Consider the following 24,708-nt stretch of genomic DNA (forward strand, 5'->3'; position numbering starts at 1 on the left):
CCGACGTGGAGGAGACCGCCGCCGCGGCAACGCCCAGCGCGCCCAGCGGCGCGCGCGGCTGGCTGCGCGGGATTGTTCAGATCGCGCTGAAGCTCGCTTATCCGGCGTTGATTCTGCTGGCGTGGCGCTGGGATTCGCCGCGCTTTATCGGGTGTCTGCTGTTTGCGTTGCTGTGGCTGCAGCGCTGGGCAGGCTCGGGCGTGGTCGCGACCTCGCTGCGCCGGCTGACCGCGGTCGACTGGTGGGTCGCCGCGCTGTTGAGCTGCGCGTCGGCGGCGATCGTCGTCACGAACAGCGAACTGTTGCTGCGGCTGTATCCGTCGCTGGTGAATCTCGGACTGCTGGTCGCGTTCGGCGCGACACTCGTGCGCGGCCCGTCGATGATCGAAAAATTCGCGCGTCTCGGCACGCGCGAGTTGACCGAAGGCGCAATCCGCCATACCCGGCGCGTCACGCAAATCTGGTGCGCGTTTTTCGCGCTGAACGGCGCGTTTTCCGCGTACACCGCATTTTGCTGGTCCGGCGACGCGTGGTCGCTGTATAACGGCGCGATCGCTTACGGTCTGATCGGCGTGCTGCTGGTCGGCGAAATCATCTGGCGTTACCTCGTCGTGTTGCCGCGCGCTGCGCGCACGGAGCGCGCATGATCCATCTTCACGATCTGCTCGACGCATCCGCCGACGCGCCTTTCGCGCATCCGGCCGGCACGCCGGTGTGTCGCGACGGCGCGGCGACGCTCGACTTCGCCGCGTTCGTCGCGCGCGTGTCGACGCTCGCCGCGGCATTCGACACGCAAGCCGCGCAGCGCTACGCGCTGTGCATCGACGATCCGTTCGATTTCGCGTGCGCGCTGTTCGCGCTGTTCGGCAGCGGCAAGCATCCGGTGATTCCGGCGAACGCAACGCCCGGTTATCTGGCCGATCTCGCCGATGCCTACGATCTTCTGCTCGACGACGCGCAGATTGCCGCGTTGCTGGCGAATCCCGCGTCCACGTCTGCCGCAGCACCACGCGCCCGCCGCATCGATCCGCTTGCGCCGTTGACGTTGTTCACGTCGGGCAGCAGCGGCACGCCCAAGCCGATCCGCAAGACGCTCGCGCAGTTCGACGCCGAAGTCCATACGCTCGAAGCGCAGTTCGGCGCGCTCGCCGACGGCGCGACGATGCTCTCCGGCGTGCCGCACCATCATATTTACGGCTTGCTGTTTCGCGTGATGTGGCCGCTCGCGGCCGGCCGCGCGTTCGATCGTCAGTTGATGATCGAGCCGTTGCAGTTGCAGACGCGACTCGCGCAATGCGGCACCGCGCTGGTCGTCTCGACGCCTGCGCAGCTGTCGCGCTGGCCGGCGCTGTCCGGTTTCGCATCGCTCGATCCCGCGCCGCGCGGGTTCTTTTCGTCGGGCGGCCCGCTCGCCGCCGAGACCGCGCGCACCTACGCCGCGACCTTCGACGCCGCACCGCTCGAAATCTACGGCAGCACCGAAACCGGCGGCATCGCGTGGCGACGCCAGGATGCGGGCGACGCGTGGACGCCGGTAACCGGCATCGACGTGCGCCGGGAAGCCGACGGCGCGCTGAGCGTGCGGTCGCCGCATCTCGGTCACGACGACTGGCATCGCACCGACGACCTGATCGCGTTCGACGACGCCGGCCGCTTCCGCCTGCAAGGACGGCTCGATCGCGTGATCAAGCTGGCCGGCAAACGCGTGTCGCTGCCTGAACTCGAAGCGCGGCTCGCGCTGCATCCGTATGTGTCGCAAGTGGCGGTGGTGCCGCTCGACGGCGCGAACCGCGATCGGGTCGGCGCCGTGGTCGTGCTGAGCGGCGACGGCGTCGGCGCGTTGCGCGCGGAAGGGCGCGTGCGGCTCGCGAAAACGCTGCGTCGTCATCTGGCCGCGTATGTCGATGTGGTGGCGTTGCCGCGTCACTGGCGGTTCCGCGTCGCGTTGCCGTTCGACGCGCGCGGCAAGCTGCCCGCCGCGGCAGTGGCGGCGGCATTCGATGCGCGCGCCGACGGCGTCGAAGTGCTGGCCGAAACCCGCGACGGCGACGTGCTGCGCTACGAGCTTCGCGTGCCGCCGACGCTGATCCATTTCGCCGGGCATTTTCCAGGCTTGCCGATTTTGCCGGGCGTCGTCCAGGTGGACTGGGCGATGCGGCTCGCCGCCGGACAGGTGGACGATGCGCGCGCTTTCGGCTCGCTGGAAAAGCTGAAGTTCACCGCGCCGGTCTACCCGGGCGCGTTGCTCGATCTGACCTTGACGCTGGATCGCGCGCGGCGTCGCGTGCAGTTTGCGTTTCGGCTGGGCGAGCGCGATTGCGCGTCGGGTGTGATCGTGTACCGGGATCAGGATCAAATTCAGGTTCAGGATCGGGAGCCCGCATGAGCGTGAAAGACACGGGCGCGGTCAAGGCGCTCGACGCCTGCATCGTGATTCCGATCTACAACCACAAGGATGCGATCGGCGGGACGGTCGCGAATCTGGCTGTGCACGATTTGCCGCTGATCGTCGTCGATGACGGTAGCGACGACGCGACGCAAATCGTGCTGGCCGCGCTCGCCGCGCAGTACGCTGGTCGCCTGACGCTGCTGCGTCTGCCCGTCAACGGCGGCAAGGGCGCGGCCGTGATGGCGGGTTTGCGCGCCGCACGCGACGCCGGTTTCACGCACGCGTTGCAGATCGACGCCGACGGCCAGCACGACGCCGCCGACGTGCCGCGCTTTCTCGATGCCGCGCGCGCCGAACCGGGCGCGGTGATTCTCGGCCGTCCGGTCTACGACGACAGCGTGCCGAAGTCGCGCCTGTACGGCCGCTATCTGACGCACGTGTGGGTGTGGATCGAAACCTTGTCGCTGACGATCCGCGATTCGATGTGCGGATTCCGTCTTTACCCGCTCGACGTCGCATGTGCGTTGATCGACAGCGTGACGCTGCCGACCCGGATGGATTTCGACATCGAGATTCTGGTGCGGCTGTACTGGCGGCGCATCGCGTTCCGGGCGATCCCGACCCGCGTGGTCTACGCCACCGACGGCGTGTCGCATTTCGACGTGCTGTGGGACAACGTGCGGATCAGCCGCAGCCATACGCGGCTCGTGACCGGCATGCTGCTGCGCCTGCCGATGCTGATCGCGCATAAGTTCATGCCGCGCAAGGCCGCGGGTCCGGCGCTGCCGTCGACTTCGTCCTCGTCCGGGTCTGCCGTCGCGAAAGACTGGTGGCGGATCAACGAGCGCGGCAGTCATCTCGGCATGTCGTTGCTGGCGCTGAGCTGCCGGTTGTTCGGCCGACGCTTCACCGCTTTGTGGCTGCATCCGGTCGTCGCCTATTTTCTGTTGACGGGCAAAGCCGCGCGCGACGCGTCGAATGCCTATTTCGCGCGTCTGCACGACGCCGCGCCGCAGCAACTCACGCCGCGTCCGGGCTGGTGTTCCGCGTACCGGCATATGCTGGCGTTCGCGCAATCCGGCTTCGACAAACTGGCCGCGTGGTCGGGGCAGGTGAACGACACCGACGTGCGTTTCGAAGATCCGTCCGCGTTCGAGGCGCTGGCCGCGAGCGGACGCGGCGCGCTGGTGATCGGCGCGCATCTCGGCAACCTCGAAATGTGTCGCGCGCTGGCCGTGCGCGGCGCGCACACCAAAGTCACCGCGATCGTCTACACGAGCCACGCGCGTCGCTTCAACAGCGTGCTGGCGTCGGCGAACCGGCAGTTCGCGGACCATCTCGTGGAAGTCGGCGATTTCGGTCCGGAAACGGCGATGATGATGCAGCAGCGCGTCGATGCGGGCGAGCTGCTGGTGATAGTCGGCGATCGGGTTCCGGCGCACGAAGCCGGTCGCACCACCGACGCGCAGTTTCTCGGCGCCACCGCACCGTTCGCGCAAGGCCCGTACGTGCTCGCGCACGCGCTCGGCTGCCCGGTTTATCTGTTCTTCTGCCTGAAAGAGCGCGATGGTTACCGGTTGTATTTCGAGCCGTTCGCGGAGCGCATCGACCTGCCGCGCAAGGCGCGCGCCGAGCATGTCGCCGCGTGGGCGCAGCGCTACGCCACGCGTCTCGAACACTACTGCCGCAAGGCGCCGTATCAATGGTTCAATTTCTTCGATTTCTGGGCGCGTCCTCACGGGGGCGCGAATGAGCGGGCATGACGCAAGGCAGAACGATATGAAGCAGACACGCCGCACGCTCACCGCCAGCGCGACGGTCGAAGTGCCGTTTCACGACGTCGACGCGATGAACGTGTGCTGGCACGGCCACTATCTGAAGTACTTCGAGATCGGCCGCGCGGCCTTGCTGCGCGCGTTCGATTACGACTATCGGGAAATGCAGGCGTCCGGTTATCTCTGGCCGATCGTCGAGGCGCATCTGAAATACGTGCGTCCCGCCACGTATGGACAACGGATCGACGTGCGCACCGAACTGCTCGAATTCGAAAATCGGCTGAAGATCGGTTATCAGATCGTCGATTGCGTGTCGGGTCAGCGTCTGACCAAGGGCTACACGATCCAGGTCGCCGTCGAAGCGGCGACGCAGGCGTTGCAGTTCGTGTCGCCGCCCGTCGTGTTCGACAAACTGGAGCGCGTATGGGGCGTCTGATCTCGCGCAGGTTGCGCCTCGCCGCGTCGGCGCTGATCTTGGCGGCTACGTTGTCGGCCGCGCCGGGCGTGTCGGTGGACGCCTTCGCGGCGGACAGCAACGCGTCCGCGAATCTCGTGTCGCAAGTCGCCGCGCATCTCGCGCAGGCGAAAAGCGTGCGCGCCCAGTTTACGCAGACGCAGACGATGGCCGCGCTGAAGCAACCGCTCGTCAGCAGCGGTTCGCTGCTGCTGGTGCGCGATCGCGGCGTGATCTGGCGGATCGAAACGCCGTACAAGACCACCTACGTCATCACCGATTCAGGCGTTACGCAACTCGACGCGGCGGGGCATCGCGTCGGCAAGCCGAATAGCGCGAACGGCGCGCGCGGCGTCGCGCAGGTGTCGAAGATGATGCGTGCGATGCTAGGCGGCGATCTGTCCGCGCTGTACTCGCAGTTCGACGTCAGCGCCGACGGCACGCCCGCGCAGTGGAACATGACGCTGACACCGAACCAGCCGCAGATCGCGCAATCGATCAAAGGCTTGCAGATGAGCGGCGGCGAGCAGTTGCAGCACATCCGCATCGCGCTTGCGAACGGCGACGTCACGCAGATCGATTTCACGCGCAGTCCTGAACCGGCCGAAGCGGGCGCGGCCGAGCGCACGCTGCTCGGAGCGCCTTGATGCCGGTCGCGCAGCACCCCGCCGCGACGCAACGCGCGCGGCGCGAAGCGCGGCATCGCTGGCTGGTGCGCGGCGTGTGGCTGCTGCTCGCGCTGGTCGCGGCGTCGTATTGCGGCTGGCGTTTCACGCGCGGCGATTCGCCGTTGCAAACCAATCTGCTTGCACTGCTGCCCGCCACCGAAGCCGATCCGGTTGCGGAAAAAGCGGTGGATACGCTCGCAAGCGCGCTCGGCGATCGCACGGTGCTGCTGGTCACGAGCCGCGACGCGGCGCACGCGAAGGCGGCGGCGCGGCAACTCGGCGCGGCGTTGTCGTCGAGCCGCGCGTTTGCGTCGGTGACGGCGGAAGTGCCGCCGTTCGATCTGTCGCGGATCGGCGCGCTGTATCAGCCATACCGTTTCGGTTTGTTGAGCGCCGCCGATCGCGCGTCGCTTGCCGATCCATCGAGCGGCGCGCTGCACGATGCGCTGGCGCAGCGTCTTTACAACCCGCTGCGCGGTCCGTTATCCACCCAGCTCGCCGACGATCCATTCGGCTGGCTCGAACACTGGCTGAACGGACTGCCGCTCGCCACCACCAATCTGCAAATCGACGACGGCCTGCTGGTCGCGCAACACGACGCCGACACCAGCGTGCTGATCGTCGCGAGCTTGCCCGGCTCGGCCTACGAATCGACGACCCAGCGCGCGGTCCACGACGCACTCGCGCGGGCCGAAACCGCGTTGCACCGCGCCTATCCGGACGTCACGGTTGCGCGCACCGGCGCGGTGTTCTACGCGCAGGCCGCGCGCAGCGCGTCGGAGCGGGAAGTGCATCTGATCGGCTTCGCGTCGATGGCGGGCATCGCGTTGCTGATGCTGTGGATCTTCCGCTCGCCGCGTCTGCTGCTGCTCGGTTTCGTATCGACCGCGCTCGGCATCGTCTGCGCGCTGGCCGCGACCTTGCTGATTTTCGGCAAGCTGCATCTGCTGACGCTGGTGTTCGGCGCGAGCCTGATCGGCGAGGCCGTCGATTATTCGATCCAGTATTTCGTCGTCTATCTCGGCGCGCCGAAAGACTGGGACGCTCGACGCGGCGCGCGTGCGGTGCGTCCCGCGTTGAGCGTCGCGCTCGCCACCAGCCTGCTCGGCTACGCGATCCTGACGGCGGTGCCGTTTCCGGCACTCAAGCAGATCGCGTGCTTCGCGATCGTCGGCGTGGCGAGTGCGTTCGCGTCGGTGCTGAGCCTGTTGCCCGCGCTGCTGGTGCGGGCGCCGAAGCGTCGTCCGCAACGTCTGTTCGACGGCGCGTCGGTGCTGCTCGCGCACTGGCAGCGCGCGCTCGACGGCCGGCGCGCGTGGCTCGTCGCGGCGCTGCTGGTGATCGTCGCGGTGCCCGGCTGGCTGCGTCTGACCAGCGACGACGACATTCATCTGCTGATCCAGCGCGATCCGTCGCTGGTGGCGCAGGAGCAGCAGATCGGCGCGGCGATCGGCATCGACAACAGCGGGCAGTTTTTCGTCGTGCGCGGCGCCGACGACGAAACCGTGCTGCAACGCGCCGAAGCGCTCGGCGCGAAACTCGACGCGCTCGACGACAGCAACCAGCTCGGCGGCTGGCAATCGGTGACGTCGTTCGTGCCGTCCGCGCATCGCCAGGCAGCCGATCGCGCGCTGCTCGCACACCATGTCTTCGCGGACCGCGCCGCGTTGCGCCAGACCTTGCTGCAAGCCGGTTTCCGCGACGAGGTCGCCGATGCGTGGCTGGCCGCCTACGCGCAGTCCAGCGCCGCGCCGTTACGCGTCGGGCAATGGCTCGCCGCGCCGTGGTCGCAACCGTACCGCCACCTGTGGCTCGGCGCGGTCGAACCGGGCGCGGTCGCGGCCGTGGTGATTCCGCAGGGCGTGACGCCGCAGAATGAAGCGGCGCTGATCGCGGCGGCGCGCAGCGTGCCCGGCGTCAGTTTCGTCGACAAGGCGGCGAGCGTGTCGCGGCTGTTCGGCCGATATCGCGTCGACAGCGGCTGGTGGCTGGCGGGCGCGCTGCTGCTGGTGCTGGTTCTGCTGATGCTGCGCTACACGCCGCGCGGCGGTCTAGCGGTGACCTTGCCGGTGATGCTCGCGATCGGCGGCGCGCTGGCGGTGTTCGGCTACGCGCGCGTGCCGCTCAATCTGTTCAACTGGCTGGCGCTGATGCTGGTGCTCGGCGTCGGCGCAAACTACGCGGTATTTCTGCGCGAAGGCTGGCTGCGCGCACCGGACGAACTCGGCGCGGTCTGGACCGGCGTGTTGTTGTCGGCAGCGACGACGCTGCTGTCGTTCGGCATGCTCGGCGTCAGCGCGATGCCCGCGCTGCGCAGCTTTGGCGCAACATTGGCGCTGGGCATCCTGATCGCGGTGCTGCTCGCACCGCTCGGCATGCCCGCGCGAAGCAAGGAGGCGGCATGAACGCGCCACGGGTTTATCTGCATGCGCTCGGCATGATCAACGCGCTCGGCGGCGATCTGGCCACGATCGTGCCCGCGCTGTCGGCGCTCGATGCGCCGGGCATGGGTCTCGCGCACACCGGTATCGGCGATGCGTTTATCGGCAGCGTGATGACGCCGCTCGATCTCGCGCCGCCGCCGTCGCTGGCGCGTTACGACTGCCGCAACAACCGGCTGCTGCTGGCCGCGCTCGCGCAGATCGCGCCGCAACTCGAGGCCACGCGGGAGCGTTACGGCGCGCACCGGATCGGTGTCGTGCTCGGCACCAGCACGTCGGGGATCGAAGCGGCCGAAGCCGCGTTCGTCTATCAGGCGCAGGCCGGCGAATTGCCGGTCAACTTCAATTACCGGCAGATGGAAATCGGCACGGTCGCGCCGTTCGCGGCCGCCGCGCTCGACGTGCACGGCCCAGCGTTCACCATTTCGACCGCATGCACATCGAGCGCGAAAGCGTTCGCGTCGGCGCGACGGCTGCTGCAATTGCAGTTGTGCGACGCGGTCGTGGTCGGCGGCGTGGATTCGCTGTGCGAGTTGACCGTGCAAGGTTTCGCCTCGCTCGAATCGACCAGCCCGACCCGCACCAATCCGATGAGCCGCAATCGCTGCGGCATCAATGTCGGCGAAGGCGCGGCCGTGTTCCTGATGAGTCGCGACGAAAGCGATGTGTGGCTCGCGGGCGTGGGCGAATCGAGCGACGCGCATCATATTTCCGCACCGGATCCGGCGGGCGTCGGCGGCGAACGCGCATTGCGCGCCGCGCTCGCGCAGGCGGGCGTACCGGCTTCGTCGATCGGTTATGTGAATCTGCATGCCACCGCGACCCGCAAAAACGACGAGATGGAAGCGCACCTGATGGCGCGGGTCTTTCCGGACGGCGTGCCGTCGAGCGGCACCAAGCCGTTGACCGGCCACCAGCTCGGCGCGGCAGGCGCGACCGAACTGGGTCTGGCGTGGCTGGCGCTCACGGGCGACGGTGTCGCGTTGCCGCGTCATCTGTGGGACGGCGAAGCCGATCCCGCGTTGCCCGCGCTCGATCTGGTCGAAACCGCCCGCTATCTCGCGCGCGGCGCGGGCCCGCAGTACGTGATGAGCAACTCGTTCGCATTCGGCGGCAGCAATGTCAGCCTGATCCTTGGCCGCTGATCTTTCCGCGATGACGCATTCCATGACCGCCACCGTCGACATCCCCGACACCGCCTTTCCGCCGATCGACACGATCCTGCCGCATCGCGGCACGATGCTGTTGCTCGACTCGGTCAGTGCGTGCGAAGCCGAAACCGTGACCGCGCACGCGCAGGTCGATGCCACCGCGTGGTACGCCGACAGCGACGGCGCGATGCCCGCGTGGATCGGCATCGAACTGATGGCGCAGACGATCGCCGCGCATATCTCGCTGCTCGCGATGCGCGCGGGCGGCATCGCGCGACCCGGCGTACTGCTCGGCGCGCGCCGTTACGACGCGCACGTCGCGGCGTTTGCGCGCGACGCCGCGTTACGGATCGACGCGAAGGAATTGCTGCGCAGCGAAGAAGGCCACAGCGCGTACGAATGCACGATCTCGCACGACGGCGTGTGCTGCGCCGAAGCCGTGGTCAAGGTATTCCAGCCAACCGATTTTCAGACATTCATCGAAGGGAGTTTCGGTTCATGAGCCGGCGTGTTCTCGTTACCGGTGCAAGCCGCGGCATTGGCCGTGCGATTGCCTACCAACTGGCCGCTGACGGTTTCGCGGTGTCCGTCCATTGCCGCACCGGCCGCGCCGAAGCCGACGCTGTCGCGACCGGCATTGCCGCGCAGGGCGGCGCGGCGCGCGTGCTGCAATTCGATGTGCGCGAGCGCGCCGTCTGCCGCGAGATCCTCGAAGCCGACGTCGCCGCGAACGGTCCGTATTACGGCATCGTGTGTTCCGCGGGCGTCACGCGCGACGCCGCGTTTCCCGCGCTGACCGACGAAGACTGGGACATCGTGATCGAAACCGGGCTCGATGCGTTCTACAACGTCGTGCATCCGCTGACGATGCCGATGGTCCGCGCGCGCAAGGGCGGCCGGATCGTCACGATCGCGTCGGTGTCGGGCGTGATCGGCAATCGCGGGCAGGTCAATTACAGCGCCGCGAAAGCGGGCTTGATCGGTGCGACCAAGGCGCTCGCGGTCGAACTGGCGAGCCGGTCGATCACCGTCAACTGCGTCGCGCCGGGCTTGATCGAAACCGGCATGCTCGACGAGATGCCGCTCGAACACGCGCTGAAAACCGTGCCGATGAACCGTGTCGGGCAACCGGCGGAAGTGGCGTCGGTGGTGGGATTCCTGATGTCGGATGCTGCGTCGTATGTGACGCGACAGGTGATTGGCGTCAATGGCGGGATGATCTGATGAAACGCGTCGTGGTGACCGGCATGGGTGGCGTGACCGCATTCGGCGAACGCTGGGACGAGATCGAGGCGCGGTTGCGCGGTGGCGTCAATGCGGTGCGCCGGATGGCCGAGTGGGATTACTTCGAATCGCTGCATACGCGGCTTGCGTGTCCGTTGCCGGGCTTCAGCCTGCCGTCGCACTATCCGCGCAAGAAAGTGCGGTCGATGGGACCGGTGTCGATGTACGCGGTGCGCGCCAGCGAACTCGCGCTCGACGATGCCGGCCTCACCGGCGATAAATCGATTGCGGACGGCCGGATGGGCGTGGCCTACGGCTCGTCGTCGGGCTCGGTGCAACCGATCCGTGCGTTCGGCACGATGCTCGAAACGGGTTCGATGAGCGACGTCACGTCGAACAGTTACGTGCAGATGATGCCGCATACCACGGCGGTCAACGTCAGCCTGTTCTGGGATCTGAAAGGCCGCATCGTGCCGACTTCGTGCGCATGCGCGTCGGGTAGCCAGGCGATCGGTTACGCGTACGAAACCATTGCGACCGGCAAGCAGACGCTGATGCTGGCGGGCGGTGCGGAAGAACTGTCCGGCCCGGCGGTCGCGGTGTTCGACACCTTGTACGCGACCAGCACGCGCAACGACGAAGCGCATCTGACGCCACGTCCGTTCGATGCCGCGCGTGACGGTCTGGTGGTGGGCGAGGGCGCGGCGACGCTGGTGCTCGAAGAATACGAACATGCGCGGGCGCGCGGCGCGCGGATTCACGCGGAAATCGTCGGCTTCGGCTGCAATTCGGACGGCGCGCACATGACGCAGCCGACTGCCGCGACGATGGCCGTCGCGATGCAACTGGCGCTCGACGACGCGCAGTTGCAGGCACAGGCAATCGCATACGTGAACGCGCACGGCACGTCCACGGATCGCGGCGACGTTGCCGAAAGCCATGCCACCGCGCAGATTTTCGGCGAACGGATGCCGATCAGTTCGCTGAAGAGTTACGTCGGCCATACGCTCGGCGCGTGCGGCGCGCTCGAAGCGTGGTGGACCATCGAGATGATGAAGCGCAACTGGTATGCGCCGACGCTGAATCTCACCCAGGTCGATCCGGCCTGCGCGCCGCTCGATTACATCACCGGCAGCGGCCGCGAGATCGATGCGCAGCATGTGATGAGCAACAACTTCGCGTTCGGCGGGATCAACACGTCGTTGATCTTCCGCCGCGTCGCGTGAGTCGCGCCGGCATGACACGCACTCGCAGTCTGTCGCGCGTCGTCGTCACGGGGATGGGCGTCGTGTCGTGCGTCGGCAATACGCTCGACGGCGTCTCGGCGGCATTGCGAGCGGGACGCGGCGGGATCGTGCGGATCGACGCGTGGCGCGAGCGCGGTTTCGGCAGCCAGGTAGCGGGCGTGGCGTCGGTCGCGGGTGAAACGCCGTTCGATCGCAAGCTCGAACGCTTCATGGGCGACACCGCGCGCTTTGCCGCGCACGCCGCCCGTCACGCGCTCGACGACGCCGGTCTGGCCGCTGCGGCGCTGCGTTCGCCGCGCGTCGGTGCGGTGATCGGCTCGGGCGTGGGCACGATGTCGACGTACGACGCGGCGATGGCCGTCGCGAACGCGCGCGGCGTCGAGAAAACGCCGCCGTACACCGTGCCGCAAGCGATGAGCAGCACGGCGTCGGCGAATGTCGCGCAGGTGTTCGGCATCGAAGGCGTCACGTATTCGCCGTCGTCGGCATGCACGACATCGGCGCTTGCGATCGGTCAGGCGATGCAACTGATCCAGACCGGCCGGCAGGACATCGTGCTCGCGGGCGGCAGCGAATCGCTGCACGACAACATGACGCTGATGTTCGACGCGATGGGCGCGTTGTCGCGGCGCTTCAACGACACGCCGTCGCGTGCGTCGCGGCCTTACGACGTCGCGCGCGACGGCTTCGTGATCGCGTCGGGCGGCGGCGTGCTGGTGCTTGAATCGCTGGATCACGCGCTCGCGCGCGGCGCGCGGATTTACGCGGAACTGACGGGTTTCGGTCATTGCACCGATGGCGCGGGCATGGTGACACCGCACGCGGACGGTATCGCGCGCGCGATGCGCGGCGCGCTGGACGACAGCGGCACGCGTCCCGATTACATCAACACGCACGCACCGTCCACGCCGCGCGGCGACGCTGAAGAACTGCTCGCGTTACGCGACGTGTTCGGCGACGACATGCCGGCGTTTTCATCGACGAAAGCGCTGACCGGTCATCCGCTCGGCGCGTGCGGCGCGCACGAGGCGATCTATACGTTGCTGATGATGCGCGACGGTTTTATCGCGGGCACGGCGGACGCTGGTACGCCGGATCCCGCGCTCGATCTCGATGCGTTGCCGCTGGTCAGAGACACGCGCGCAGCGGATATCGGCACGGCGTTGTCGGTGTCGTTCGGTTTTGGCGGCAGTTGCGCGAGCCTCGCGTTCAGCGCGTGGCGCGACGGCTGATCGCCGGGCAGTGGCTTGTTAGTACGGCAGGAGCAGTCGCAGTTTCCAACGATTCGAAATCAACCGGGGATAGAACAATGAAAAAGGCATATGCGCTGGCGGCGGTCGCGGCGTTGGCACTGAGCGGCTGCGCCACGCAGGTGAAGACCTTGCCGCTGCAGTCGTCGGGCGAGCGGCACGGCGATCTGTTTTACGGCGAGCAGACGCATCCGGCGGTGAAGACGCAGTTGGGTACGGCGTCGTATTCGGTGCGGATCGCGCGTCGCACCGACGACGCCGACACCGCATGCGGCGAAGCGTTGTCCACGGCATTGCAAAAGGTCCGCCAGGCGATTCAGGACCGGCACGGCAACGCAGCAATCAACATCAAGACGCGCTTTCATTCGACCCAGTCGGCATCCAGTACGTCGTACACGTGCGGCGTAAGCAGCAGCGCGGCGGCGATTGCAGTGACGGCGGATATCGTCGTGCTCGACGCGCAGTGATACCAGCAACCATCCTGATTAAACGAAACGGGGAACACCATGAAACGACATCTGAAACTGGCTGTACTGTGCGCGAGCGTCGCGGCGACGTTGGCATCCACGCATGTTTTCGCACGCGATACGGTCGCCGAATATCCGGTTGCGGACGCGTTGCAAAGTGAACCGGGCAAAGTCGGCGACGATATTCCGCTGTACTTCGCGGGACAGAATCATCCGGCGGTAGTGAAGTCGATGGGCGAATTCGCGACCAACAAGAAGACCAACGCGTTCGGCAAGAGCGATGAAACCGCCTGCAAGCATGTGTTTTTGTCGGCGGTGATCGAGTTGCAGGAACGCGCGCGCAAGGAAGGCGGCAACGCGGTGATCAATATCAAGAGCAACTATCGCAACGAGATCCGCGAAAGCGCGACGCAGTACACCTGCGGCGCGGGTGCGGTGATTGCGGGCGTCGCGCTGAAGGGCGACGTGGTGACGCTGCGCAAGTAACGCGGATCACGCCGCAGCTTTGCGCGCCGCGACGTTCACCAGCGTTTCGCGGCGCTTGCCCGGCTGCGGCCGATGCAGACCGAGTCGTTCGAACAGGCCGAAGTCTGCCGCGCGACTCCACCAGAGATACGGCAGCGACACGTTGCGCGCCGCGAACGTGAAACCGGCCGCGCGGATCATGTCGAGATAACCGTCGGCGCTCTTCTGGACGTGCATCGGATGACGGAACAGCAGACGGATCACCCACGACTTGATGTATGCGTCGGTGGATTCGGCGAACAGCAGAACGCCGCCCGGTTTCAGCACACGACGGAATTCGGCGAGCGCGCGGTCCTGTTCGACCAGATGATGGAAGGTTTGATGGCAGAACAGGATATCGGCGCTGGCATCGGGCAAGGGCAGGTTCGCGCAGTCGCCGTGCAGCACTTCGATGGGCGCGGACACGCTGCGGGCGGCGTCGGTCGCGAGCGCCACGGATTCCCGATGAAAGTCCACGCCGATGATTTGCGCCGGCTGGAATGCTTCGGCGAGCAGACGGAACGACTTGCCCTGACCGCAACCCGCATCGACGATCACCGGTGCAACAGGCAAGGGCGCATCGATCAGCCGTTTGAGGTCGTCGATCGCGACACGCAGGACATGATGTTCCCAGGTGTGAGTGCGCAGAAACCAGATTCCGAACGCCGTTTCCGGCACGAAAGGCACACTGGACGAATTCGATGACGACACGTGAGGCTCCCCGATGATGGCCGATCTACGTCGGTACGATACTTGCGGAATGCGCGTCATTGTAAAGGCAGATATGGCGGCGCCGCTGGCCCGCCCGACAAACATACTGAGGAAACCTTGAACACGATCCAATCTGATGACGGTCAGCACGATTCCGTCGACGTCGCGATCATCGGCGCGGGTCCGTCCGGTGCGGTGGCGGCGGCGTTGTTGCGGCGCGCCGGCCATTCGGTGCTAGTGCTGGAGCGTCAGCAGTTTCCGCGGTTTTCGATCGGCGAGAGCCTGTTGCCGCAGAGCATGGCCTATCTCGAAGCGGCGGGCATGTTGCAGGCTGTCGTCGAGGCCGGGTTTCAGTACAAGAACGGCGCGCATTTCATCCACGGCGAGCGGGCGTCGTCGTTCGATTTTCGTGACAAGTCCACGGAAGGTTGGGGCACCACGTATCAGGTCGAGCGCGCGAAGTTCGACGATCTGCTGATTCGTTGTGCGGCGGCGCAAGGTGCGGACGTGCGCTTCGAGCATACCGTGCATGCGTTTTACAGCGAGCCGGTGTCGGGCGCGGATGAAACCGGCGCGCGGCATGTGCTCGATGTGTCGGACGAAGGCGGGCGCGGGTATCGGGTTCACGCGCGGTTCGTGCTCGACGCAAGCGGCTTTGGACGCGTGCTGCCGCGTCTGCTGAACCTCGAAGCGCCGACCCGCATGCCGACGCGCGCGGCGATTTTCTCGCATGTTCAGGACGACCTGCCGCCGTCGGCCAGCGATCGCAACAAGATCACGGTGGCGGTGCATCCCGAGCATGGCGACGTGTGGTTCTGGATGATTCCGTTGGCGGGCGGGCGCTCGTCGGTCGGGTGCGTGGCGGAGGCGGCGTTTTTCGACGTGCCGGAAGCGGAACGCGATGCGACGTTGCGCGCGTTGATTCGTCAGGAGCCGACGCTGTCCCGGTTGATTGGCGATGCGCCGTTCCTGATGCCGGTTCGGCATATCGGTGGCTATTCGGCGAACGTCGAGCGTCTTTTCGGCGACGGGTATGCGTTGCTCGGCAATGCGGGCGAGTTTCTCGATCCGGTGTTTTCGTCCGGCGTGACGATTGCGCTGCGCTCCGCGCATCTGGCCGTCGAGGTATTGAAGCGTCAGTTGCGCGGCGAAGCCGTGGACTGGCAGCGCGACTACGACGCGCCGTTGCGCAAGGGCATCGACACGTTCCGGGCGTTTGTCGAGCGGTGGTACACGGGCGAATTGCAGCAGATCATTTTCTATCCGGAACAGACACCGTCGATCCGGCGCATGATCAGCGCAGTGCTCGCGGGTTATGCGTGGGATGAGAAGAACCCGTACGTCGCGGATCCGGTGCGGCGGTTGAATGCGTTGTATGAGGTGTGTGCGCAGGGTTGACGTGCGCATCGGCATCTGAGCATCCGTGCTTCGGCGCGGTGCTCAGAGCGCGATTGCCAGCGGCCGCAGCGTGCGGACGGTATGCGTCAGACCTTGTGCCGCGAGCGTGTCGAGATAGTCGTTCGTACACCTGGGCGGCTTCTTCATGGATTGTCGATGTCGTGCTGCGGCTTGCAGATCGGTCAGCGCCAGATGCATCAACAGGTCACGCAGAGGAGCGGGATACAGAACGCAAGCGTCATAGATAACGGTGAAGTGTGACGCCATCGATCAGTAGCCCATATCCAGATCCTGTGCTTGTGCGGTCAGTTCATCCAACGCCTTGAGACGGTCGGTGTCGACACGCTGCTTGTACTCGACGACATCCTGATACCGGACGCGCCGGTGCGTATTGACCTTGCGAAAAGGAATCTCTCCTTTTTCCAGCAATTGAACCAGATAGGGCCGGGAGACGTTGAGGAGATCGGCGGCTTCCTGGGTGGTCAGTTCCGCGTGGATCGGGATGATCGACACGGCATTGCCCTGGCCGATTTCCGCAAGCGCTTCGATCAGCAATTTGAGTGCGGATGTAGGCAGCTCGACGCTTCGCGTCTCACCTTTGTCGTCCTTGAAATCGATGCGCTGTGTTTCCGCGCGACTCGTCATCACCACGGCCAGGTCGCGGCCAGACTCGCGCGCAGTTTCGATTTCCCTCGCGGACGGCAAGGAAATGGGGGTTCCGGGCGGCATGACGAGTCTCCTGATGACGATTCGTCCAGTCTAATTCGAAATAAACGAAACGGCAATAGTCGAAACAAACGAAACGGCCCTTGTAAAACAAGGGCCGTTCGCCAAACCGCATAACCAGGAACCTCAAAAAGCCGTCAAGCGACGCTTTCCACTTCCCGCTGCTCGACCGCACGCGGCTGGCCGCGACGATGCACGCGTTTGCCCGCTGCATACGTTTCGTAAATTGCGCGGTCGTCGCCGAGCAATGCGAACGCAAACAGCAGTTCTTCCAGCGATTCCGTGCGCGCCGTCCGGCGTGCGAGCAACGGCGTCGCCTTCGGATCGAGCACGACGAAGTCGGCTTCGCTCGCGGGCTTCAGCGTGCCGACCTTGTCGGCCATGTCGAGCGCCTCGGCGGCGCCCGCCGTCGCGAGCCAGAACATCCGTGTGGCGGTCAGGTGATGACCCGTCATTCGCGCGACCTTATGCGCCTCGTTCATGGTTTGCAGCATCGAGAACGACGTGCCGCCGCCGACGTCGGTGGCCAGCGCGACCGGCATGCCCGATTCGCCGGCCTTGTCGAAGTCGAACAGTCCGCTGCCCAGAAACAGATTCGACGTCGGACAATGCGACGCGACCGTCCCGGTTTCCGCCATCCGCTTGCGATCCTGCGCGTCGAGATAGATGCAATGCCCGTACACCGCGCGACGTCGCAGCAAACCGTAGTGATCGTAGATGTCCAGGTAACTGCGATGGCCCGGAAACAGCGACTCGACCCATTTGATCTCGTCCGGGTTTTCCGCGACGTGGCTCTGGATAAACACATCGGCATGCTGCTTCGCCAGCACGCCGCACGCTTCGAGCTGCGCTTCCGTGGAAGTCGGCGCGAAACGCGGCGTCAGCGCATACATCTGGCGGCCGCGATTGTGCCAGCGCGAGATCAGCTCGGCGCTGTCGTCGTAACCGGATTGCGCGGTGTCGCGCAGGAAATCCGGACAGTTGCGGTCCATCAACACCTTGCCCGCGACCATCCGCAGGTTGCGCGATTCGCTTTCGGTGAACAGCGCATCGGCGGATTCCTTATGCACCGTGCAATAGACCAACGCCGTCGTCGTGCCGCACGACAGCAACTCATCGACGAAAAAGCGCGCGGTATCTCGCGCGACCGCCGGATCGGAGAAGCCGCGCTCGGTCGGAAACGTGTACGTTTCCAGCCACGGCAGCAAACCCGGCGCGGGCGACGCGATCATGTCGGTCTGCGGGTAATGAATGTGCGTGTCGATAAAACCCGGCACGATCAGCTTGTCGCGCATGTCGTGCACCTGCGCACCCGGCGCGAGTTGCGCGGCGAGCGCGGCATACGAACCGGCGGCGACCACATGACCGTCCTCGACGATCAGCAGGCCGTCTTCGTTGAAGACCGCGGCGTTGGACGATTGCGCCGGATCGCCATTGAAGGTCAGCAGTTGTGCGCGGTACGCCGATTGGGCGGATTGAGTCATGGGGAACACCGTCTCTGGTTTGATATGAAAGCGCGACGAGGTTGCCGGCGAGGGCCTGCAACGCCGCGCGCGGACGCGCGACCGCGGTCGATCCGCGGGCGCGTCCCGGACCGAAGCGTTACTGCGCGGCCGTGCCGTGCCAGTACGCGTCGAGCTTCGCGATCTGGGCGTCGCGTTGTTCAGGCGTCACGAACGACGCCTCGAAGCTGTTGCGGATGATCGTGTAGACGTCGGCGTCGCCGAGCTTCAGCGCGTCGATGGTCGCGATGTAGTTCTCGTTGACGTAGCCGCCGAAATACGCGGGATCATCCGAATTCACCGTCACCGCGACACCTCGGTCGAGCAGATCCTTCAGCGTGTGTTTGGTCATGTCGTCGAACACGCACAGCTTCAGGTTCGACAGCGGGCAGACGGTCAGCGCGACGCGTGCGTCGGCCAGGCGCGTGACCAGCGCCGGGTCTTCGATGCTGCGCACGCCGTGATCGACACGATCCACCTTCAGCAGATCGAGCGCTTCGTACACATACGACGGCGGACCTTCCTCGCCCGCATGCGCGACCAGCTTCAGGCCCTTCGCCCGCGCCTTCGCGAACACCCGCTCGAACTTCGACGGCGGATGACCGCGCTCCGACGAATCCAGCCCGACGCCGATCAGCCGGTCGCTGTATTGATCGAACAGCGGCAACGCTTCGTCGAACGTGGCGAGCGCGTCCTCTTCCGGCAGATGGCGCAGGAAACACAGAATGACCTTGCTGGTCAGCCCGCGCTTTTCCGCGTCGGCAAGCGCGCGATCGATGCCGGCCATCGCGGTGGCGATCGACACGCCGCGTTCGGTGTGCGTTTGCGGATCGAAGAAAATTTCCGTGTGCGTGACGTTGTCGGCGAGTGCGCGTTCCGCATACGCCATCGTCATGTCGTAGAAATCCTGCTCTTTCAGCAGCACGCTCGCGCCCGCGTAGTAAATATCGAGGAACGATTGCAGATCGGTGAACGCGTACGCGGCGCGCAGTGCGTCGATCGAGTCGTACGCGAGCGTCACGCCGTTGCGTTCGGCGAGCGCGAAGATCAGTTCGGGTTCGAGCGAACCTTCGATGTGAATATGCAGTTCGGCCTTCGGTGCGCCGGCCGCTTTGGCGGCGATAGGGGAGAGTGTCGTCATGGTGATTGCTTCTATGTTGCTTTGAGCGTGGGGTTTTTAAGGCTGAATGCTGTCTGGAATAGTCAGGCCGTTTGCGCTGCGGCGCCCGGATTCGATGTCAGCGACGCATTCGCTTCGACCGCTTGCAGAATCTGCGCGGCCGCCGACACGGCGATGATCTCCGGCGATTTATCGACGATGCCGTCTACGCCGAGCGGACACGACATCCGCGCAATCTGCATCGGATCGATGCCGCGCGCGGCCAGCCGGTGTTCGAACTGCATGCGCTTGCTGTGCGAGCCGATCATGCCGAGGAACGCGAAGTCGCCGCGCCGCAGGATGCGTTCGGCGAGATCGAGATCGCGCGAATGATCGTGCGTCATCACGATGAAGTACGTCAGCGGCGCAGCCTGATCGACGGCTTCGTCGGGCGCGTCGTTCGCGTCGATGATCAGGTTTGGCGCGTTGAGCGATTCGGGTGGCGGAAACTGCGCATCGCGTTCGTCGACCCAGCGCACATGACACGGCAACGTGGCCAGCACGCGCACCAGTGCCGCGCCGACGTGACCGGCGCCGAACAGCACGACCGGGAAATCGCGTGGCGAGATGGTTTCGGTCAGCAGCGCACTGCTTTCGTCGAAGCCCGCGCCGTCCCACAGCAGACAGTCTGGACCTTCGACGCCGGGTTCGGGATCGGACAGCATCACCGCATCCGGCGAGGGGCCGAATGATACGCTACGGACGGTCGAAAGCCCCGCCGCGACACGCTTTGCGATCGACGTGATCCAGCCGAGATCGCCGATATCGAGCCGCTCGAACGCGAGGATCACCGCGCCGCCGCAGCACTGGCCGAGGCTGGGTCCGAGCGCGAAACGTTCGAGGCGGCGCATCCGTGGCGCGCGCATGCCGTCTTTCAGCACACGTCGCGCGGTTTCGATCGCTTTCCATTCGAGGTGGCCGCCGCCGATCGTGTGGCGGGCGGAGTCGCGCGTGACGAGCATCTTGGTGCCGGCTTCGCGCGGCGCCGAACCTTCGACGCGAGCGACCGTCACCAGCACGGCGGCGTCGCCATGCGCGAGCAGGTGTTGCAGATCGGTGAGCCAGGCTTGCATCCGGCGTTTCTCCTTCGTGGCCGCACGGTTTTCCGTGCGACCGGTTATGCGGGCAGCGCGCGCGATGCCGTTAAGTGTGGCTGTCGGCGCTGGCTGCGGTTGTGGCTGTGGTGGTTGCCGTTGCCTGCGATCCGCATGTTGCGCGCAACGCGTCCACGGCATCGAGAATCGCTTCGGGCGTGGCGGGCGCGCGCAACGGCGGCGCGTCGTCCGCGTCGGGCACGGCGGCGGCAATCGCATCGCGGATCGCGAGAAACACCGAGAACGGTAACAGCAACGGCGGCTCGCCGACCGCTTTCGAGCGGAACACGGTCGGCTCGGCGTTCTGGTTGCGGTACAGCCGCACGTCGAATGCGGCAGGCGTATCGCTGACGGACGGAATCTTGTACGTCGACGGCGCATGCGTCATCAATCGACCGTCGCGACGCCACCACAGTTCCTCGGTCGTCAGCCAGCCCATGCCTTGAATAAAGCCGCCTTCGATCTGGCCGAGATCGATCGCCGGGTTGATCGATTGTCCGGCGTCGTGCAGCACGTCGGCGCGCAGCAGTTTCCATTCGCCAGTCAGCGTATCGATCACGACTTCGGAGACGGCCGCGCCATACGCGAAATAGTAAAACGGATGACCGGTCAGCGTTTTTGCGTCCCAGTGGACCTTCGGCGTCGAATAGAAACCGTCGGACCACAACTGCACGCGCGCCAGGTACGCGGCGTTGACGACCTGCGCAAACGGCAACGATGCGCCGTTCGCGTGCACCATGCTGTCGGAAAACTGCACGTCGGTGGCGTCTCCGCCGAGTTGTTGCGCCGCGAGCGCGGCGAGCCGGTCGCGGATCGTGCGGGCAGCGGCTTCGGCGGCCTTGCCGTTCAGATCGCTGCCGGTCGATGCCGCGGTCGCCGATGTGTTCGCGACTTTCGACGTATCGGTGGCCGTGACGCGGACCCGCGAGAGCGGCAAGCCGAGTTCGTTCGCGACCACCTGCGCGACCTTCGTGTTGAGGCCCTGGCCCATTTCGGTGCCGCCGTGATTCACCAGCACTGAGCCGTCCTTGTAGACGTGGACCAGCGCGCCCGCCTGGTTCAGGAACGGCACGTTGAACGAGATGCCGAACTTGACCGGCGAATACGCGATCCCGCGCTTGAGCACCGGACTGCCCGCATTGAACGCATCGATTGCCGCGCGGCGCGCGTGGTAGTCGCTGGTGTCGACGAGCTCGTCGGTCAGCGGCGCGATGATGTTGTCGCTGACCGTCTGGCCGTAGGGCGTGACGTTGCGTCCGTCGTGCGCGTCGCCGTAAAAGTTGACGCGCCGCACGTCCAGCGGATCGCGCTTCAGGCGACGCGCGATGCTGTCGAGCATCACTTCCATCACCAGCGCGCCCTGCGGGCCGCCGAAGCCGCGAAACGCGGCGTTCGACTGCGTGTTGGTCTTGCAGCACAGCGCGACGATATCGACATCGGACAGGTAATACGCGTTGTCGAAGTGACACAGCGCACGGGTCGCGACCGCGCCGGACAGATCCGCCGAATATCCCGCGCGCAATGCGATCTCGACGCGCGCGCCCGCCAGCCGGCCTTCGTCGTCGAAACCGGCTTCGAACGCGTAAATCGCGTCGTGGCGTTTGCCGGTGATCAGGAAGTCGTCGTCGCGATCGGCGCGCAGCTTGACCGGACGACGCAGCCGATGCGCGGCCAGCGACGCGACGCACGCGAACAGCGCCGATTGCGATTCCTTGCCGCCGAAGCCGCCGCCCATCCGGCGGCATTCGCAGATCACCGCGTGGGTCGGCCAGTCGAGCATATGCGCGACGACCTGCTGCATTTCGCTCGGATGCTGGGTGGAGCTGTAGACCAGCATGCCGTCCATTTCTTTCGGCACGGCGTACGCGATCTGTCCTTCGAGATAGAACTGTTCCTGGCCGCCGACCTCGAACGTGCCGCTCAGCCGATGCGGCGCGGCGGCGATTTTTCCGTCCGGGTCGCCGCGTTTCAGATGCAGGGGCGGCAGCACGAACTGCCTGTTCGCTTTGGCTTCGGCGGGCGTGAGGACGGCGTCGAGTACGTCGTAGCGGACCACGTCGTCGCTGTTCGCGAGCGCGGCGGCGCGGCGGGCGAGTTCGTGGCTTTCGGCGATCACGGCGAATACCGGCTGGCCGAGGTACTGGACGTTGTCGGTGGCGAAAATCGGGTCGTCGTGCAGCACCGGGCCGCAATTGTTCTCGCCGGGGATATCGGCTGCGCACAGCACCGCGACGACGCCCGGCGCGGCGCGCACGCGGCTCAGGTCGAGCGCGACGATCCGCGCATGCGCATGACGCGACAAGCCGAGCGCCGCGTGCAACGTGCCGTGGATTTCGGCGATGTCGTCGGTGTAGGCGGCTTCGCCGCTGACGTGGAGCGCCGCCGATTCATGCGGCCACGACGTGCCGATCGACGCGCTGGCCGATGCCGGTTGCGGATCGCGTGACTGGGCGATAAAGCCTTCGGATTGCCTGTTCATTGCGGCGACTCCTTCGCGGCGAGCGCATACGCGTGCGCCGCGCCGCCGGCATCGGCGAGGTCGAACGCGAATGCATTGACGTCGCGCAGCGCGAGCGGGGCGTCGTTGCGGGTTTCCAGATAGAAACGTCGCAGCAGATTACGGGCCACCTTCAGACGATACGCGTCGGACGCGCGCATATCGGTCATGGGTTTGTAGTCGGCGCCGAGCGCCTCCATCGCGCGACGGGCGGTGTCGTCGTCCCAGATCGCGCCGGTCAGCACGGCTTCCGCGTGCGATGCGCGCTGCGGCGTCGCCGCCATCCCACCGAAGGCGACCCGGGCCGACGCGATGGTGCCGTCGGCGGCGACGCGCAACGCGAACGCGGCGCAGACCGCCGAAATATCCTGGTCGTAGCGCTTCGACACCTTATAGGTGCGGAATCGCAGATCCGGCGCGGCGCGCGGCGTGCGGATCGCCGCGACGAATTCACCGGCTTCGAGCGCGGTTTTCTGATAGCCGGGATAAAACGCGTCGAGCGGGATCGTGCGGCTGAGCGCGCCGCGCCGCGCGACGACCTGTGCGTCGAGCGCGAGCAGCGCGGGCATCGAATCGCCGATCGGCGAGCCGTTGGCGACGTTGCCGCCGAGCGTGCCCGCGTTGCGGATCGGCAGCGACGCGAAGCGGATCCAGAGTTCGGCGAGTTCGGGGTAATCGGCGGCGAGCGCGGCGTAAGCGGTTTCGAGCGTGACCGCCGCGCCGATGGTCAGCGTTTGGGCGTCGCGCGCGATGGTTTTCAGTTCCGCGATGTTGCCGATGTACAGCAGGTCGCCGAGTTCGCGAAACTGCTTGGTGACCCACAAACCGACGTCGGTGCTGCCTGCCAGCAGGCGCGCGTGCGGCAGGCGTTCGCGCAGCGCGGCGAATGCGTCGAGCGTGATGGGCGCGTAGAACGTCGGCGATCCAAACGACGCGCCGCGCGAATCGGGCGCGGTGTATTCGAAGGTGTCGCGACGCGCGAGGGGTTTCAGCGCGTCGAGGACCGCAGCGCGATCGACCGCCACGCGCGGGTAGAGCGAGTAGTCGAACATGCGTTGGCTTGCATCGACGATCGGCCGGTAGCCGGTGCACCGGCACAGGTTGCCGGACAGCGCGGCGTTGATTTCATCGCGGGTGGGCAGGCCGGCGTCGGCGGGCTGGTTTTCGTAGAGCGCCCACATCGACATCACGAACCCGGGCGTGCAGAAACCGCATTGCGACGCGTGGCAATCGATCATGGCCTGCTGGACAGGGTGGAGCAGGTGAGGATCGGCGGATGTTTCGGTGCGTGGCTGGGCGTCGATTGCGATGGACCGGAGGTCTTCGACCGTGAAGAGGGCGCGACCATCGAGCGTGGGGACGAACTGGATGCACGCGTTGACCGCTTTGAGGGACAGTGTGCCCTGTCCATCCGGCTCACCGATGACGACCGTGCAGGCACCGCAATCGCCCTCCGCGCAGCCTTCTTTGGTGCCGGTGCAATGGAGGTCTTCGCGCAGGTGCTGGAGCACGGTGCGCGTAGCGGGCACGTTCTGGATTTCCCGGACGGCCCCACGGTGATAGAAACGGATGGTTTGCGTTGTCATGGCGGAATCCGAAAGACATTGCGGACCGGGCGCGCGTTACGCAGGGGCTGGTTGTTGCAGCGGGACTCGCGCACGTAGATCGCCATCCATATTTGAAGATAGCACTACTGGGGGTGGAAAATATTTCGGGAGGGTGATGGGGGGTATGGTCGGGGGCCTATGCAGGCTGGCTTTTTTTTGCGGGTTTTGGGTTTGGGTTGGTTCTGGTTTTTCCTGGGTTGGGTTTGGTTGTCCCGTTTTCACGCTGGTTTGCCTGGATCGTCCCTGTGCGGGACCGCACCTACTTTTCTTTGCTCGCGCAAAGAAAAGTAGGCAAAAGAAAGCGCGTTTACCTCGTACTTCGTAGCGAGTGGCGTCTATCAATTTTCGGGTAGTGGACCGCGCACGTTTGGAGTTCGCGGTCCGTTTTTCTCGGTGGTCCGCGCCCGCACATCCCGCCCGCTGCGCGGCGGTAGCCCACTTCAA

Annotated in this window: 21 protein-coding genes; 14 read left to right on the plus strand and 7 right to left on the minus strand. The window is 65.8% G+C overall.

Annotated features, from left to right (window positions below; translation table 11 throughout):
- Positions 1-5: 5 nt before the first annotated feature.
- The 13 genes from PW947_RS24285 to PW947_RS24345 all read left to right on the plus strand — a co-directional run bounded on the left by PW947_RS24285 (position 6) and on the right by PW947_RS24345 (position 13,552).
- On the plus strand, positions 6-647 hold the full coding sequence (locus tag PW947_RS24285) for a hypothetical protein (protein WP_299635985.1): 642 nt from the start codon (positions 6-8) through the stop codon (positions 645-647).
- Positions 644-2,386, plus strand: coding sequence for an AMP-binding protein (locus tag PW947_RS24290; RefSeq protein WP_299634947.1), 1,743 nt, complete (start codon positions 644-646; stop codon positions 2,384-2,386). Before PW947_RS24285 ends, PW947_RS24290 begins: the two co-directional genes overlap by 4 nt.
- Positions 2,383-4,152, plus strand: coding sequence for a glycosyltransferase family 2 protein (locus PW947_RS24295; protein WP_299634948.1), 1,770 nt, complete (start codon positions 2,383-2,385; stop codon positions 4,150-4,152). The genes PW947_RS24290 and PW947_RS24295 overlap by 4 nt, the downstream gene beginning before the upstream one ends.
- Positions 4,153-4,168: 16 nt before the next feature.
- Entirely contained in the window at positions 4,169-4,600 is a 432-nt protein-coding gene (locus PW947_RS24300) for a thioesterase family protein (protein ID WP_299634949.1), read from the plus strand.
- The gene (locus PW947_RS24305; RefSeq protein WP_299634950.1) at positions 4,588-5,265 is read left to right on the plus strand and encodes an outer membrane lipoprotein carrier protein LolA; all 678 of its coding nucleotides are present in this window, start codon (positions 4,588-4,590) and stop codon (positions 5,263-5,265) included. Before PW947_RS24300 ends, PW947_RS24305 begins: the two co-directional genes overlap by 13 nt.
- Positions 5,265-7,691, plus strand: a complete 2,427-nt coding sequence (locus PW947_RS24310; protein ID WP_299634951.1) for an MMPL family transporter — start codon at positions 5,265-5,267, stop codon at positions 7,689-7,691. The genes PW947_RS24305 and PW947_RS24310 overlap by 1 nt, the downstream gene beginning before the upstream one ends.
- Positions 7,688-8,872, plus strand: a complete 1,185-nt coding sequence (locus tag PW947_RS24315; protein WP_299634952.1) for a beta-ketoacyl-[acyl-carrier-protein] synthase family protein — start codon at positions 7,688-7,690, stop codon at positions 8,870-8,872. The genes PW947_RS24310 and PW947_RS24315 overlap by 4 nt, the downstream gene beginning before the upstream one ends.
- A gap of 22 nt (positions 8,873-8,894) precedes the next feature.
- Complete coding sequence (locus tag PW947_RS24320) at positions 8,895-9,380, plus strand: hotdog family protein (protein WP_299634953.1); 486 nt, start codon at positions 8,895-8,897, stop codon at positions 9,378-9,380.
- Positions 9,377-10,102 carry a 3-ketoacyl-ACP reductase FabG2 gene (locus PW947_RS24325; protein ID WP_299634954.1) on the plus strand — a complete coding sequence of 242 codons (726 nt, stop codon included), beginning with the start codon at positions 9,377-9,379 and terminating at the stop codon, positions 10,100-10,102. The genes PW947_RS24320 and PW947_RS24325 overlap by 4 nt, the downstream gene beginning before the upstream one ends.
- Positions 10,102-11,328 (plus strand): beta-ketoacyl-ACP synthase, encoded by a 1,227-nt coding sequence (locus PW947_RS24330; protein ID WP_299634955.1) that lies wholly within the window; start codon positions 10,102-10,104, stop codon positions 11,326-11,328. The genes PW947_RS24325 and PW947_RS24330 overlap by 1 nt, the downstream gene beginning before the upstream one ends.
- An 11-nt stretch (positions 11,329-11,339) precedes the next feature.
- A complete protein-coding gene (locus tag PW947_RS24335) occupies positions 11,340-12,581 on the plus strand; it encodes a beta-ketoacyl synthase N-terminal-like domain-containing protein (protein ID WP_299634956.1) in 1,242 nt (413 codons plus the stop codon).
- Positions 12,582-12,658: 77 nt separating this feature from the next.
- Entirely contained in the window at positions 12,659-13,066 is a 408-nt protein-coding gene (locus PW947_RS24340; protein ID WP_299634957.1) for a signal peptidase, read from the plus strand.
- Between the two features lie 39 nt (positions 13,067-13,105).
- On the plus strand, positions 13,106-13,552 hold the full coding sequence (locus tag PW947_RS24345; protein ID WP_299634958.1) for an excinuclease ABC subunit A: 447 nt from the start codon (positions 13,106-13,108) through the stop codon (positions 13,550-13,552).
- A 6-nt stretch (positions 13,553-13,558) separates the two neighbouring features.
- Here the strand turns inward: PW947_RS24345 and PW947_RS24350 are convergent, their stop codons facing one another.
- Positions 13,559-14,281, minus strand: coding sequence for a class I SAM-dependent methyltransferase (locus PW947_RS24350; protein ID WP_299634959.1), 723 nt, complete (start codon positions 14,279-14,281; stop codon positions 13,559-13,561).
- Positions 14,282-14,407: 126 nt separating this feature from the next.
- Between PW947_RS24350 and PW947_RS24355 the strand changes: the two genes are divergently transcribed.
- Positions 14,408-15,679, plus strand: coding sequence for an NAD(P)/FAD-dependent oxidoreductase (locus PW947_RS24355; RefSeq protein WP_299635987.1), 1,272 nt, complete (start codon positions 14,408-14,410; stop codon positions 15,677-15,679).
- A 270-nt stretch (positions 15,680-15,949) separates the two neighbouring features.
- On the opposite strand, the gene PW947_RS24360 is transcribed toward PW947_RS24355, so the two are convergent.
- From PW947_RS24360 to xdhA, 6 genes are all read right to left on the minus strand, one after another.
- Positions 15,950-16,408, minus strand: coding sequence for a helix-turn-helix domain-containing protein (locus tag PW947_RS24360; RefSeq protein ID WP_299634960.1), 459 nt, complete (start codon positions 16,406-16,408; stop codon positions 15,950-15,952).
- Positions 16,409-16,542: 134 nt separating this feature from the next.
- Positions 16,543-17,889: a guanine deaminase gene (gene guaD, locus PW947_RS24365; RefSeq protein WP_299634961.1), complete on the minus strand. Its 1,347-nt coding sequence runs from the start codon at positions 17,887-17,889 to the stop codon at positions 16,543-16,545.
- A 118-nt stretch (positions 17,890-18,007) separates the two neighbouring features.
- Positions 18,008-19,048 carry an adenosine deaminase gene (locus PW947_RS24370; RefSeq protein ID WP_299634963.1) on the minus strand — a complete coding sequence of 347 codons (1,041 nt, stop codon included), beginning with the start codon at positions 19,046-19,048 and terminating at the stop codon, positions 18,008-18,010.
- Positions 19,049-19,110: 62 nt separating this feature from the next.
- Entirely contained in the window at positions 19,111-20,139 is a 1,029-nt protein-coding gene (gene xdhC / locus PW947_RS24375) for a xanthine dehydrogenase accessory protein XdhC (RefSeq protein WP_299634964.1), read from the minus strand.
- A 70-nt stretch (positions 20,140-20,209) separates the two neighbouring features.
- Positions 20,210-22,639, minus strand: a complete 2,430-nt coding sequence (gene xdhB / locus PW947_RS24380; protein WP_299634965.1) for a xanthine dehydrogenase molybdopterin binding subunit — start codon at positions 22,637-22,639, stop codon at positions 20,210-20,212.
- Positions 22,636-24,243: a xanthine dehydrogenase small subunit gene (gene xdhA / locus PW947_RS24385; protein ID WP_299634966.1), complete on the minus strand. Its 1,608-nt coding sequence runs from the start codon at positions 24,241-24,243 to the stop codon at positions 22,636-22,638. Before xdhA ends, xdhB begins: the two co-directional genes overlap by 4 nt.
- Positions 24,244-24,708: the final 465 nt, after the last annotated feature.

This window comes from Paraburkholderia sp., assembly GCF_028283785.1.
In the GTDB taxonomy this organism is placed as follows: Bacteria; Pseudomonadota; Gammaproteobacteria; order Burkholderiales; family Burkholderiaceae; genus Paraburkholderia.